We start from the raw sequence: 13,080 nt of genomic DNA, 5'->3' as shown, positions 1-13,080 counted from the left end.
CCTGCGATACGCCCACACGGTGACGGGCTCTGCCGGGGAATACTCACGAGGCCGGCGCATTGTTCCGGCCCCGTAATTCTGAAAATGGGACGCCCGCGTTAGAAGTTCTGCTGCCGTTCGTAAAGCGTCTTATAGTGCTGGATCCGCGTCACGCGGAGCCCCGGCATGCCCGAGCGATCGATCGCGCGCTGCCAGCCGGCGAACTCCTCCACCGTCAGGCCGTAGCGCTGGCACACCTCATCGACGGTCAGCAGCCCCCCGTTGACCGCAGCCACGACCTCGGCCTTGCGCCGCACCACCCAGCGGGTGGTGTCCGCCGGCGGCAGCGAATCAAGCGTGAGCGGCTCGCCGAGCGGGCCGATCACCTTGGCCGGACGGATTTTCTGGTTCTCGATCATTCCTTACCTCGGTTCCGGGGGTATTCCCCCTCGCCACGTTGGACCCTTGTTGTGTCTCTTCCGTAACGGACGCTGGTTGAACGGGTCCTAAAGTGGACCGGTAAACGAGCTATTCACGTCTGCTCCAGTCACTCAGAACGGCCGCGGCGGTAGCGTTGAAGGTGCCGCTCACGCCGCGCTCGCCCTGCGCCGTGTCGAGCGCGCGCGCGACCTGGGCGGTGCGCGACGCGAGCTGGCGCTGGCGCAGCGCGGTGAGCAGCGGCGGGTCGTTCTGAGTGGGTTCGAGTGACATGCTGGCCGCTGTAGCCGCGATGGTCTGAAGGGCGCGTAAAGTGCGCCGCAACGCTTCGTTCATTTCGGTTTACGCGCCGCGCCCGAACGGAGTATCCACCGGCACATCATGGACAGCGTGGATTTCCAGCTCGCGCCCGGCGCGCGGCGCATCGTCGTCGCGATGTCGGGCGGGGTCGACAGCTCGGTCGTCGCGGCGCTCGCCGCACGCAGCGGTGCCGAGGTGATCGGCGTGACGCTCCAGCTCTACGACCACGGCGAGGCGACCAAGCGGGCGGGCGCCTGCTGCGCCGGTCGCGACATCCGCGACGCGCGCGCGGTCGCCGACCGGCTCGGCATCGCGCACTACGTGTTCGATCATGAGAGCAGCTTTCGCGCCGGCGTGATCGACCAGTTCGCCGACGATTATCTCGCCGGCCGCACGCCGATCCCGTGCGTCCAGTGCAACATGGGGCCGAAGTTCACCGACCTGCTCGCGCTCGCGCGCGATCTCGGGGCCGACTGCCTCGCCACCGGTCACTATGTTCGCCGCGTCGCCGGCGCGGCGGGCGCCGAGCTGCACCGCGGCGCCGACCCGGCGCGCGATCAGAGCTATTTCCTCTTCGCCACGACCCGGGCGCAGCTCGACTACCTGCGCTTCCCGCTCGGCGGCCTGCCCAAGCAGCGGGTGCGCGCGATCGCCGCCGAGATGGGGCTGCTCGTCGCCGACAAGCCCGACAGCCAGGACATCTGCTTCGTCCCCGACGGCGACTATGCCGGCCTGGTCAAGACGCTGCGCCCCGCGGCGGCGACCGGCGGCGACATCGTCGACCTCGCCGGGCGCAAGCTGGGCGAGCATCGCGGGCTGGTTCATTACACGGTCGGCCAGCGCCGCGGGCTCGAGATCGGCGGCAGCGCCGAGCCGCTCTACGTCGTGCGGCTGGAGCCCGCGTCGCAGCGGGTCGTGGTCGGCCCGCGCGCGGCGCTCGCGGTCGCGGCGGCGCGGCTCGAACGCATGAACGTGCTGGGTCCGCTCGGCGGTGCGCTCACCGCCAAGGTGCGCTCGATGGCCAAGCCGGTGCCGGCGCGGCTCGTGGGCGAACGCCTGCTGTTCGACTCACCCGAATATGGCGTCGCGCCGGGCCAGGCGGCGGTGCTGTACGACGGTGACCGCGTGCTGGGCGGTGGCTGGATCGCCGAGACCGAGGCCGCGCGCGCGGCGGCCTGAACGGTCGATCCTCTGCTCCGGGAGTCGTTGCGGGAAGGCCGTCATCGCGGGCGTGCGCCGGGATCGATGATCGCGCGCAGGCAACGTCGAGGGATTACGCTGCGATGAATCCCGGTTCACGCCTCTCCTCGGCAAGCGCCGGGGCGGCGTCGACGCTGCCGGGATGACGGTCGACGCTGAGCGGCATCGGTGATGCCCCGCTCTCTCGGACGAGCGGGCGAACGCGCGGCGCGCGCGCATCCCCATCGCGCCGCCGATAGAAATTGTTAGACAATTAGCTTGCCGCAGGTTTGGGACCGCCTAGACTGTCGTTCCGGGAGGGAGACGAGCAGTGGCGAACGGAGAGCGTCGAGGGCCCGCGCATGTCACGCTCGCGCGCACGCTCGGGGTCGCGATCGTCACGGGCCACTATCCCACTGGTACCGTGCTGCCGGGAGAGCTGGAGCTTGCCGGCCAGTTCGGCGTGTCACGCAGCGTCATCCGCGAGTCGCTGCGCATGCTGAGCGCCAAGGGGCTGGTGGAGAGCCGGCCCAAGGCGGGGACGCGGGTGCGCGAGCGCGCGCAGTGGAACCTGCTCGACCCCGAGTTGCTCGCCTGGATGTTCGAGGGCGCGCCGTCACTCGGCTTCGTGCGCAGCCTGTTCCAGCTGCGGATGATCGTCGAGCCCGCCGCGGCCGAGCTCGCCGCGGTCCAGCGCAGCGCGGCGCAGCTGTCGCGCATGGGCCATGCGGTGGAAGTCATGGCGCAGCAGGGCCTGCGCACGCAGGACGGGCAGGCCGCCGACCAGCGCTTCCACGCCGCGATCCTGGAGGCGACCGGGAACGAGCTGCTGGTGAGCCTGTCGAGCAGCATCGCCGCCGCGGTACGCTGGACCACCTTCTTCAAATATCGCGTGCCGCTCCAGTATCGTGACCCGATCCCGCTCCACCGCGCACTGTTCGAGGCGATCGCCAACGGCGACGCGGGTGCGGCGCGCGGCGTGACGGAGCGGCTGATCGCGCAGGCCGGGCTCGATACCGAGCGCGCGCTGGGGGCGTGAGGGCGTCCGTACATCCTCCTCGCTCGCGGGGAGGTGGCAGCGCGTCGGCGCTGACGGAGGAAGCTCTCCGCGAGCGCAGGCCGGTGATAGCCCTCCTCCATCACCGGCCTGCGGCGGGCGTGTGAGCTTCGGCGTGCTCCCAGCCCGTCAAGATCGTGTCCGGGGGACACGATCTCGCCCGCGCGCCCCTCGTCGCGAGCGGGGAGGATCAGTACGTCACGCCGCCGCCGCCGCCTCGGTCTCGGCGACCGCGCGATAGCGGCGGCGCAGCGCGATCTTATCGATCTTCTCCGTCCCCAGCCGCGGCAGCGGCGCATCCTCGATCCACAGTCGGGCGGGCACCTTGAAAGCCGCGACGTGCTGCGCGAGGAAGGCGAGAAGGTCCTCGCACGCCACACCGCCCGGCTCGCCGAGATGCACCACCGCGCCCGGCACCTCGCCGTAGCGCGCGTCCGGGAGCCCGAACACCGCCGCCTCGGCGACCAGCGGGTGCGCGTAGAGCGCGGCCTCGACCTCCTGGCAGCTGATGTTCTCGCCACCGCGGATGATGATGTCCTTTTTGCGGTCGACGATGAAGAGATAGCCGTCCTCATCGAGATAGCCGAGGTCGCCGGTGCGGAAGAAGCCGTCGCCGGTGAAGGCCGCCGCGGTGTCGTCGGGTCGGCCCCAATATTCCTGGAAGTTGGCGGCCGAGCGGATGCCGATCTCGCCCGTCACGCCCTGGGCGAGCGCGGTGCCGTCCTCGGCCAGGATCGCCAGCTCGACCAGCGGCGCCGAGGCGCGGCCGGCGCTGTCCGGCTTGGCCAGATAGTTGCTGCGCCAGTTGCCGGTGCCGATCGCGTTGGTCTCGGTGAGGCCGTAGCCGATCAGCGGCGCCCCGGTCAGCTCGGCGTCGAGCCGGCGGACATGCTCGACCGGGCGGGGGGCGCCACCCGCGGCGAAGTCGGTGACGGTCGAGAGATCGTAGCGCGCGCGCTCGGGGTGGTTGACCATCTCGTAGCTCATCAGCGGCACGCCGACGAAATAGGTCACCTTCTCGCGCTCGATCAGCCGCATCGCCTCCTCGGCGTCCCATTTGGGCATCAGCACCAGCTTGCGCCCCATCGCGAAGCTCTGGAGCAACGTCGGCACCATCGCGGTGACATGGAACAGCGGCAGGTTGAGCAGGGTCGCCGGTTGCAGCCCCGTCAGCGCCCCGTCCTGCGCCGCGATCCCCATCATCATCAGCGCCGAGGCGAGGAAATTGAACGTGCCCTGCAGCACCTGGCGGTGCGTCGACAGCGCTCCCTTCGAGCGCCCGGTCGAGCCCGAGGTGAACAGGATCGTGGCGTGATCGTCTCCGCTCAGCGCGGGGAGAACCGCGCCGGCGCCGTCGCCGAGATCGTCCTCGGCGTGCGCCAGCACCTCGGCGAGCGCGGTCTCGATCGGCTGGAGATCGTCGAACATCTCGACCCGCACCGCCGCCCCGCCCGGTATGGCGGCGAGCCGGCGCGCGCGCGGTGCGTCGGCGAACACCAGCGCGACCTCGACCTCGTCGAGCGCGGCGGCCATCTCCTCGGCCTGCCACCAGCCGTTGAGCAGCGTCGCCACGCCGCCGGCCATGATGATCGCCATGTAGAGCACGATCCACGACGGCGAGTTGCGCGCCGCGATCGCCACCCGGTCACCGCGGCGCACGCCGTAGCCAGCGACCAGCGCGCGCGCGGTGCGAGTCGCGAGATCGTGGACGGTGCCGAAGCTCAGCCGCTCGTCGCCGGCGATCAGGAACTCGACCTCGCGGTGCTGCTGGCAGAAATGCGCGAAATAGGCGGGCAGCGTCGGCGGCGCGGCGGCGATCATCGGCAGCGTAAGGCCGAAACGCTCGACTTGTCCGAGCGGTAGCTGGCCACCCTCGCCGGTCAGCGCCGCCATCACCGCGTCCATCCGCCGGTCGAGCTCGGAAGCCATCACTCTCTCCGCTTGGTTCTATGCTTTCCTCCCCTTATGCAGGCGCCATTGAGAAGGGGAAAGCCTTGATCCTGTCCGCCCTCGCCGCTGCCGTTCCGGGTGCCGGCGCCGCCACCGGCCACGTCCGTTTCGCCGATCTCGGGCTGCACCCCGACGTCTTCTCGATCGGCGTCTTCACGCTCCGCTGGTACAGTCTGGCTTATATCGCGGGCATCGTCGTCGGCTGGTGGTATCTGCTCAAATTGCTGGCCCAGCCCGGCGCGCCGATGGCGCGCCGCCACGCCGACGACCTCGTCTTCTACGCCACGCTCGGGATCATCCTGGGCGGGCGGATCGGCTACGTCCTGTTCTACGCGCCCGAGATGCTGACGCGGCCGCTGTCGATCCTGCGGCTGTGGGACGGCGGCATGTCGTTCCACGGCGGCGTGATCGGCACCTCGCTCGGCCTCATCTGGTTCGCCCGGAAGAACGGGCTCAACTGGCTGCGCGTCCACGACTATGTCGCCTGCGCGGTGCCCTTCGGCCTGTTCTTCGGGCGGCTCGCCAACTTCGTCAACGGCGAGCTGTGGGGCAAGCCCGCGAACGTGCCCTGGGCGATCGTGTTCGAGCGCACCGTCCCCTATGGCGTGCCCGAGCCGGCGCGTCACCCCAGCCAGCTCTACGAGGCGGGGCTCGAGGGCATCGCCTTGTTCCTGCTGCTGGGGTTCTTCTTCTGGCGGACCGACGCGCGCTACCAGCCGGGCAAGTTGGTCGGCCTGTTCCTCGCCGGCTACGGCGTGGCGCGCTTCACCGTCGAGTTCTTCCGCGAGCCCGACGCACAGCTGCGCGCCTTCGCCGAGCACACCGGGCTGCACATGGGCCAGTGGCTGTGCGTGCCGATGATCCTCGCCGGCGTCGCGCTGATCGTCACCGCGCCGCGCCGCCGCCAGCGCGTCGAGCCCACCGTCGGGCTGGACAGCGTGGCGTGAGCGAGCCGCTGCTCGCCGAGCGGCTGGCGCGCGCGATCACGCTGGGCGGACCGATCCCGGTCAGCCAGTTCATGGCCGCCGCCAACGCGCATTATTACGCGACGCGCGACCCGCTCGGCACGGCGGGCGACTTCACCACCGCGCCCGAGATCAGCCAGATGTTCGGCGAGCTGATCGGCGCCTGGGCGGCCGACCTGTGGGACCGCGCGGGTCGCCCCGCCGTCGCCTGGGTCGAGCTCGGCCCCGGCCGCGGCACGCTCAGCGCCGACGCGCTGCGCGTGATGGCGCGGGCCGGGCTGACGCCCTCGATCCACCTGGTCGAGACCAGCGCGACGCTGCGCGCCGCCCAGGCGGAGCGGCTGCCCGGCGCGACGTGGCACGACTCGCTCAACACGCTGCCCGAGGACGTGCCGCTGCTCGTGGTGGCCAACGAGTTCTTCGACGCGCTGCCGATCCGCCAGCTCGTGCGCCGCGCCGACGCCTGGCACGAGCGGCTGGTGGCGTGCCAGGACACGCTGTTCGTGCCGATCGCGGGTGCCGCGGTGCCCGACACGATCGTGCCGCCGGCGTTGCGCGACGCCGCGCCGGGCGCGGTGATCGAGACCTCGCCCGCCGGCGTCGCGGTGATGGCCGACCTCGCCGCACGGATCGTCGCGCAGGGTGGCGCCGCGCTGGTGATCGACTATGGCTACGAGGGCCCGGCGATCGGCGACACGCTCCAGGCGGTGCGCGCGCACGCCTTCGCCAACCCGTTCGAGGCGCCGGGCGAGCAGGACCTCACCGCGCACGTCGACCTGGCGACCTTGGGGCTGGTCGCGACCGCCTCGGGCGCGCGGCTCGACGGGCCGGTCGGCCAGGGCGGCTTCCTGCGCGCGCTCGGCATCGACCAGCGCGCCGCGGCGCTCGGCGCACGGGTGACACAGGATCGCGACCGGTTGGTCGAGCAGATGGGGGAGTTGTTCAAGGTGATCGCCGTGACTCACGACCAATGGCCGCGCCCGGCGGGCTTCGCATGATGCCGCGTCCGACGCTCCGTCCCGCGACGGTCGACGATGCCGCCAGCCTCGCCGGCGTGGCGCGCGCCACCTTCACCGAGACGTTCGGCACGCTCTACTCGGCCGCCGACCTCGCCACCTTCCTCGAGCAGCACACGCCCGAGGACTGGGCGCGCGAGGTCGCCGACCCGGCCTATGCGGTGCAGATCGTCGAGATGGGACATGTCGCGGTGGGCTACATCAAGCTCGGGCCGCCCAAGTTGCCCTTCACCCCGCCCGAGGGCGCGATCGAGCTGCGGCAATTCTACCTGCTCCAGCCGTGGCAGGGCTCGGGGCTCGGGCCCGAGATGATGGAATGGGCACTGGCGGAGGCGCGCCGGCGCGGGCACCAGGCGATCTACCTGTCGGTGTTCACCGACAACCACCGCGCGCGACGCTTCTACGCCAAATACGGCTTCGAGGACGTCGGCCCGTACCAGTTCATGGTCGGCGACCACGCCGACGAGGACGTCGTGATGCGCCGCGCGCTGTGACCGCGCCTCAGCCCTTCCGCGCGCGGCTGCTCGGCGCGGTGCCGCACGGCTTCCTCGGCCGCGCCGACGGCGTGTCGGAAGGGCGGTACGCCGGGCTCAACTGCGGGCTCGGCTCGGACGACGATCCCGCCGCGGTCCTGGCCAACCGGGCGGCGGCGCTGGCGACAGTAGCGCCGGGGACGTGTCTGCTGACGCCCTATCAGGTGCATTCCGCCGACTGCGTGACGGTCGACGCACCCTTCGCCGAGCGGCCGCGCGCCGACGCGCTCGCCACCGCGACGCGCGGCCTGGCGCTCGGCGTGGTCACCGCCGACTGCGCCCCGGTGCTGCTCGCCGATCCGGCCGCCGGCGTGGTCGGCGCCGCGCACGCGGGGTGGAAGGGGGCGCTGGCGGGCGTGACCGACGTCACCGTCGCGGCGATGGAGGCGCTGGGCGCCGCGCGCGAGCGGATCGTCGCCGCGGTCGGCCCGTGCATCGCGCGCGCCAGCTACGAGGTGGACGCGGGCTTCCGCGCGCGCTTCCTCGACGACGACGCCGCCAACGAGCGCTTCTTCGCCGACGGCGGCGCGGGGCACGCGCGCTTCGACCTCGAGGGCTATGTCGCGCACCGGCTCGCCGCGGCGGGGGTGGTGCGGGTCGAGACGCTGGGCCTCGACACCTACGCCGACGAGCGCCGCTTCTTCAGTTACCGCCGCTCGACGCATCGCGGCGAGCCGGGCTACGGCCGCCAGATCGCGATCATCGCGGTGGGCTGAGTGCTGGGGGGCTCCCTAGCCCCTCCCCGAGCGTCACCCCGGCGGACGCCTGGGTCCAGGTAGGGGACGTCGATGAGTCCCACTACGGCCTTCCCAGCTGGACTCCGGCGTTCGCCGGGGGGGTGCGTAGTGTAGGGCACCTTCAACGTCCCCGCACCCCACGCCCCCCGCCCCAACGCTTCCCCGCGCCTCACAGCACGAAGCGGCTGAGGTCCGAGTTGCGCGCCACGCTCGCCAGCTGCCTGTCGACATAGGCGGCGTCGACCACCAGCGCCTCGCCCGAGCGGTCCTCGGCGTCGAAGCTCACCTCCTCGAGCAGTTTCTCCATCACGGTCTGGAGCCGGCGCGCGCCGATATTCTCGATCTCGCCGTTCACCTCCGCCGCGATCCGCGCCACCGCGCGGATGCCGTCCTCGGTGAAGCTCACGTCGACGCCCTCGGTCGCGATCAGCGCGCGATACTGCGCCGGCAGCGACGCCTTGGTGTCCGACAGGATCGCGACGAAATCGTCCTCCGTCAGCCCCTTGAGCTCGACCCGGATCGGCAGCCGGCCCTGCAGCTCGGGCAGCAGGTCGCTCGGCTTGGCGACGTGGAAGGCGCCCGACGCGATGAAGAGGATATGGTCGGTCTTCATCGGGCCGTACTTCGTCGACACCGTCGTGCCCTCGATCAGCGGCAGCAGGTCGCGCTGCACGCCCTCGCGGCTGACCGAGCCGCCGCGCACGTCGCTCACCGCGATCTTGTCGATCTCGTCGAGGAAGACGATGCCGTTGGCCTCGGCGTCGGCCAGTGCGACCCGGCTGACCTCGTCCTGGTCGAGGCGCTTGTCCGCCTCCTCCTCGACGAGCTTCTCCCACGCCGCGGGCACCAGCAGTTTGCGCCGCTGCTTCGGCCCGCCGCCGAACGCCTTGCCCATCATCTCGGACAGGTTGATCATGCCCACCGAGCCCTGCCCGCCGGGCAGCTCGAACGGCATCTGCGGCGCCTGCTGGAGCTCCAGCTCGATCTCGGTCTCGGACAGATGCCCGTCGCGGAAGCGCTGCTTGAAGCTCTCGCGCGTCGCCTGGCTCGAGTCCTTGCCCACCAGCGCGTCGAGCAGCCGGTCCATCGCCGCGGCCTCGGCCTTGTCCTTCACCGCGAGTCGGCGGCGTTCCTTCTCGAGGCGAACCGCCTCCTCGACGAGGTCGCGCGCGATCTGCTCGACGTCGCGACCGACATAGCCGACCTCGGTGAACTTGGTCGCCTCGACCTTGACGAAGGGCGCGTCGGCCAGCTTGGCAAGGCGGCGGCTGATCTCGGTCTTGCCGCAGCCGGTCGGCCCGATCATCAGGATGTTCTTGGGCGTGACCTCGTCGCGCAGGTCGGGCGACAGCTTCTGCCGCCGCCAGCGGTTGCGCAGCGCCACCGCGACCGCGCGCTTGGCCTCCTTCTGGCCGATGATGTGCGCGTCGAGCGCGGCGACGATCGCCTTGGGGGTCAGATTATCGTTCATGTAGATTCAAAGCCTTCGTCGGCGAATGTTGAGTAAGTTGAGTCGCTGCGCACTGTCGCGCGCGGCTCAGTTCGCGCTGTCGAGCGTCTCGATCGTCAGCCGGTCGTTGGTGTAGACGCACACCTCCGCGGCGATCGCCATCGCGCGGCGGCAGATCATCTCGGCGTCCTGCTCGTAGTCGACCAGTGCGCGCGCCGCGGCGAGCGCGTAATTGCCGCCCGATCCGATCGCGGCGATCCCCGCCTCGGGCTCGAGCACGTCGCCGTTGCCGGTGAGGATCAGCGTCACGTCCTTGTCGGCGACGATCATCATCGCCTCCAGGTTGCGCAGGTATTTGTCGGTGCGCCAGTCCTTGGCCAGCTCGACCGCGGCGCGCATCAGGTGGCCGCCGTGGCGCTCCAGCTTGGCCTCGAGCCGCTCGAACAAGGTGAAGGCGTCGGCGGTGGCGCCGGCGAAACCGCCGATCACCTTGCCGTCGCCCAGGGTGCGGACCTTGCGCGCGTTGGGCTTCATGACGGTCTGCCCCATCGAGACCTGGCCGTCGCCGACCACGACGACCTTGCCGCCGCGTCGAACCGATAGGATGGTAGTGCCGTGCCAGACCGGCGCGGCGTGTGGATCGTTCCCGCTCATGCGCGCGATATGGGGACCGTGGCGGGGTGTCGGCAAGTGTGCCCGGAAAGGACGAAATCGGTAACCCACGCTGTGGCAGGACGGCGCGAACCGCGGCATAGCGGGTGCCGGAGAGTGAGTAGCGATGATTACCGACAGGGACCGGCTGTACTTCCAGAGCCGCGCCGAAGCCGAACTCAAGCTGGCCGCCGAGGCCCAGAGCCACGCGGTCTGCCAGGCGCATTACCAGATGGCGACCCAGTATCTCGAGGCGGCGCACGGCGCGCACATGCGCCTGCCACCCGACCCCCAGCGGCTGATGCGACACGGGTGAATAGATCCTCCCTGCCTTGCGGGGAGGGGGACCGCCGCGGAGCGGTGGTGGAGAGGGCTCTCCTCGCAGCGCGGCGTCTGCGGAGGCCCCCCTCCACCACCGGCTACGCCGGCGGCCCCCTCCCCGTACCGGGGAGGATTAGAAGGTCACCGTCCCTTCGCCTTGCCCCACTCGCGCGCCACGGTGTAGCCGAGATAGCCCGTGGCGAAGAGCGTGTAGAGCGGCTCGGGCAGCCCGGCGAGATAGGCGTTCATGCCGCGCGCGATCGCGCTCGCCATGTCGGGCCGGGTCGCCGCGATCAGGCCCATCGGGATGCTCCACAGCAGCAGCGCGTACATCACGTAGAGGAAGCTCGGCCGCGCCCGGCTGGTCCAAGGATCGGCCGACTGCGCCTCCGCCACCACCGCGGCGAGCTGCGCCTTGACCTGCTCGAGCTCCTGCGTGCCCTGGAGCCGCAGCAGCTCCAGCTTCGCCGCCTCGCGCGCGCGCGGGTCCGGGATCAGCTTGTCGAGCAGGCCAGCGACCGGCGCGACCAGTCCGTCGAGAAGTGCCATGTCGCCCTCCCCCTCAGCCGACACGCTGGGCGAGCCAGCCGTACAGGAACGCCTCGTCGGCGGGGCGCTTCTCGGCGAGCGACAGGTAGCGCTCGCCCTGCAGCGAGTCGATCGCCTTGACCAGCACCGCCTGCGCCGCCGCGCCGCGGGTGGCGAGGAAGCGATCCAACGCGGCGAGCGTCGCCGGGCCGACGCGGCCGTCGAGCGGCACGTCGGGATAGTCGCGGGCACCGCGGTTGAGCGCGTTGAGCGCGCGCTGGAGGAAGGTCACCGCGGTCGCGGGCCCCATGTTGACGCCGGTGTCGAACAGCTCGGCGGCGAGCGTGGGCGCGCGCGTCGCGACTCGGTCGAGGCCGGGCTGCTGCCAATAGGCGCGGCGATAGATCGCCGCCGCGGCGGGGCGCGCGAACTGGCGCATGTCGCCGACATAGCCGTTGGCACGCGCGACCGCCTCGGTGATGCCGTAGCGGGTCGCGCCGCCGCGGTCGGCGGGATGGCGGACATAGCCGCCCTCGCGGTCGATCACCGCGTCGATGAGCTCGTCGATCATGCGTCCTCCTGATCGGGTGGAGATCGGAACATAGCGGGAACGACGGTGTGTAGGACAGGGCTTCCTGATTGCTCCGCGGCACGAAGAGAAGGACCGCACCGCGCAGCGCGTGGTGGAGGGGGCTTCCACGGGCGAGGCGCTGATCGAGCCCCCGCTCCACCACCGACCTGCGGTCGGCAGTCCCCCTCCCCGTGCCGGGCAGAATTTCTCGCTCAACCCGCTGAAGACAAACCCAAATCAGCCACTTTACCCGCCCTCGATCGCAACGCCTCCCCTGCCCCGCCGTTGATCGCCCACCCCTCCGCAGCAGCGAGCGAGACGATGGCGTCACCCCTCACCACCACCCGCTGGAGCGCCGCCGCCGTACTGGCGCTCGCCGGCGGCGCGTTCCTGACCGCGCGGGCCTGGCGCATCGCGCGCCCCGCGATCGACGAGCGCACCCGCCGCCGCCTCGCGCCGCACGCGCGCGCCCTCGCGCACCCGAGCGCGGCCGAGATCGAGGTCGCCTGATGCGGATCCATCATCTCAACTGCGGCACCTGCTGCCCCGCCGGCGGCGCGCTGTTCGACGGCACCAGCTCGGGCGCGCGCGCGCATCTCGTCTGCCACTGCCTGCTGATCGAGAGCGAGGCGGGGCTGGTGCTGGTCGATACCGGCTATGGCACGCGCGACGTGGCGCGGCCGCGGCAGCGCCTCGCCGAGTTCTTCATCGAACTGTGCAACCCGCAGCTGCGCGGCGAGGAGACCGCGCGCGCCCAGGTGATCGCGCGCGGCTTCGATCCCGCCGACGTACGGCACATCGTGCTGACCCATCTCGACTTCGACCATGCGGGCGGGATCGAGGACTTCCCCAACGCCGCGGTCCACCTGCTGTCGCGCGAGCGCGAGGTGGCGGACGCGCGCGCCGGCGGCGCCTTCGTCGGTCGCCGGCGCTACCGCCCGCAGCAGTGGGACGAGGCGGAGAACTGGCGGCTCTACGCCGCGGGCGGCGGCGAGCCGTGGTTCGGCTTCGACGCGGTGCGCCAGCTCGAGGGTCTGCCGCCCGAGCTGCTGCTGGTACCGCTGGCGGGCCACAGCTGGGGCCATGCCGGCGTCGCGATCCAGGAGGACGACGGGCAATGGCTGCTCCACGCCGGCGACGCCTATTTCTTCCGCGGCGAGGTCGGCAGCGAGGACTATCACTGCCCGCCGGGGCTGCGCGGCTACCAGAAGCTGATGGAGGTCGACCGAAACGCGCGGCTCGCCAACCAGCGCCGACTGCGGCGGCTGTCGCTCGATCACGCCGGCGAGGTGCGCATGTTCTGCGCGCACGACGTGGTCGAGTTCGAGCTGCTGGCGGGGCAGGACGGACCGGTGTTCTGAGGCGGGGCGTTTGCGCGATCGCCCGCCGTCATCCCGGCCCTGCG

General features: G+C 71.3%; 16 protein-coding genes. 9 read left to right on the top strand and 7 right to left on the bottom strand.

The genetic code is table 11. The features are described from left to right. Positions 1 to 98: 98 nt before the first annotated feature. A complete protein-coding gene (locus FHY05_RS15260) occupies positions 99 to 398 on the bottom strand; it encodes a DUF1153 domain-containing protein (protein ID WP_183945298.1) in 300 nt (99 codons plus the stop codon). Positions 399 to 507: 109 nt separating this feature from the next. Further along, positions 508 to 690, bottom strand: a complete 183-nt coding sequence (locus tag FHY05_RS15255; protein ID WP_183945297.1) for a hypothetical protein — start codon at positions 688 to 690, stop codon at positions 508 to 510. A 108-nt stretch (positions 691 to 798) separates the two neighbouring features. Between FHY05_RS15255 and mnmA the strand changes: the two genes are divergently transcribed. Continuing rightward, positions 799 to 1,896, top strand: a complete 1,098-nt coding sequence (gene mnmA / locus FHY05_RS15250) for a tRNA 2-thiouridine(34) synthase MnmA (protein WP_183945296.1) — start codon at positions 799 to 801, stop codon at positions 1,894 to 1,896. A 331-nt stretch (positions 1,897 to 2,227) separates the two neighbouring features. After that, positions 2,228 to 2,935: a FadR/GntR family transcriptional regulator gene (locus tag FHY05_RS22815; RefSeq protein ID WP_183945295.1), complete on the top strand. Its 708-nt coding sequence runs from the start codon at positions 2,228 to 2,230 to the stop codon at positions 2,933 to 2,935. A 216-nt stretch (positions 2,936 to 3,151) separates the two neighbouring features. On the opposite strand, the gene FHY05_RS15240 is transcribed toward FHY05_RS22815, so the two are convergent. After that, positions 3,152 to 4,882: a class I adenylate-forming enzyme family protein gene (locus FHY05_RS15240; RefSeq protein WP_183945294.1), complete on the bottom strand. Its 1,731-nt coding sequence runs from the start codon at positions 4,880 to 4,882 to the stop codon at positions 3,152 to 3,154. Positions 4,883 to 4,947: 65 nt separating this feature from the next. Between FHY05_RS15240 and lgt the strand changes: the two genes are divergently transcribed. The 4 genes from lgt to pgeF are packed head-to-tail and all read left to right on the top strand — an operon-like array spanning position 4,948 to position 8,133. Continuing rightward, complete coding sequence (lgt, locus tag FHY05_RS15235) at positions 4,948 to 5,850, top strand: prolipoprotein diacylglyceryl transferase (protein WP_260181592.1); 903 nt, start codon at positions 4,948 to 4,950, stop codon at positions 5,848 to 5,850. Further along, positions 5,847 to 6,866 (top strand): class I SAM-dependent methyltransferase, encoded by a 1,020-nt coding sequence (locus FHY05_RS15230; RefSeq protein ID WP_409321805.1) that lies wholly within the window; start codon positions 5,847 to 5,849, stop codon positions 6,864 to 6,866. The genes lgt and FHY05_RS15230 overlap by 4 nt, the downstream gene beginning before the upstream one ends. Beyond that, positions 6,863 to 7,378, top strand: coding sequence for a GNAT family N-acetyltransferase (locus FHY05_RS15225; RefSeq protein WP_260181591.1), 516 nt, complete (start codon positions 6,863 to 6,865; stop codon positions 7,376 to 7,378). Before FHY05_RS15230 ends, FHY05_RS15225 begins: the two co-directional genes overlap by 4 nt. Continuing rightward, complete coding sequence (gene pgeF / locus FHY05_RS15220) at positions 7,375 to 8,133, top strand: peptidoglycan editing factor PgeF (protein WP_183945292.1); 759 nt, start codon at positions 7,375 to 7,377, stop codon at positions 8,131 to 8,133. The genes FHY05_RS15225 and pgeF overlap by 4 nt, the downstream gene beginning before the upstream one ends. 190 nt (positions 8,134 to 8,323) lie before the next feature. On the opposite strand, the gene hslU is transcribed toward pgeF, so the two are convergent. Both hslU and hslV read right to left on the bottom strand, forming a co-directional pair. Then, positions 8,324 to 9,625 (bottom strand): ATP-dependent protease ATPase subunit HslU, encoded by a 1,302-nt coding sequence (hslU, locus tag FHY05_RS15215; protein ID WP_183945291.1) that lies wholly within the window; start codon positions 9,623 to 9,625, stop codon positions 8,324 to 8,326. 66 nt (positions 9,626 to 9,691) lie between these two features. Next, complete coding sequence (gene hslV / locus FHY05_RS15210; RefSeq protein WP_183945290.1) at positions 9,692 to 10,258, bottom strand: ATP-dependent protease subunit HslV; 567 nt, start codon at positions 10,256 to 10,258, stop codon at positions 9,692 to 9,694. Positions 10,259 to 10,382: 124 nt separating this feature from the next. Here hslV and FHY05_RS15205 point away from each other — a divergent pair, with 124 nt between their 5' ends. Then, on the top strand, positions 10,383 to 10,571 hold the full coding sequence (locus FHY05_RS15205; protein WP_183945289.1) for a hypothetical protein: 189 nt from the start codon (positions 10,383 to 10,385) through the stop codon (positions 10,569 to 10,571). 146 nt (positions 10,572 to 10,717) lie between these two features. Here FHY05_RS15205 and FHY05_RS15200 read toward each other — a convergent pair whose 3' ends face one another. Together FHY05_RS15200 and FHY05_RS15195 are read right to left on the bottom strand one after the other, a co-directional pair. After that, positions 10,718 to 11,125, bottom strand: coding sequence for a holin family protein (locus FHY05_RS15200; RefSeq protein ID WP_183945288.1), 408 nt, complete (start codon positions 11,123 to 11,125; stop codon positions 10,718 to 10,720). Positions 11,126 to 11,138: 13 nt separating this feature from the next. Further along, complete coding sequence (locus FHY05_RS15195) at positions 11,139 to 11,675, bottom strand: glycoside hydrolase family 108 protein (RefSeq protein WP_183945287.1); 537 nt, start codon at positions 11,673 to 11,675, stop codon at positions 11,139 to 11,141. Positions 11,676 to 11,996: 321 nt separating this feature from the next. Here FHY05_RS15195 and FHY05_RS15190 point away from each other — a divergent pair, with 321 nt between their 5' ends. Further along, positions 11,997 to 12,185: a hypothetical protein gene (locus tag FHY05_RS15190; RefSeq protein ID WP_183945286.1), complete on the top strand. Its 189-nt coding sequence runs from the start codon at positions 11,997 to 11,999 to the stop codon at positions 12,183 to 12,185. Beyond that, complete coding sequence (locus tag FHY05_RS15185; RefSeq protein ID WP_183945285.1) at positions 12,185 to 13,036, top strand: MBL fold metallo-hydrolase; 852 nt, start codon at positions 12,185 to 12,187, stop codon at positions 13,034 to 13,036. Before FHY05_RS15190 ends, FHY05_RS15185 begins: the two co-directional genes overlap by 1 nt. Positions 13,037 to 13,080 lie beyond the last annotated feature (44 nt).

The organism is Sphingomonas sp. BK580 (assembly GCF_014194975.1).
Classification (GTDB): Bacteria; Pseudomonadota; Alphaproteobacteria; order Sphingomonadales; family Sphingomonadaceae; genus Sphingomonas.
Note: the sequence above shows the minus strand (reverse complement) of the source record. Positions and strands in the feature narration are given on the sequence as shown.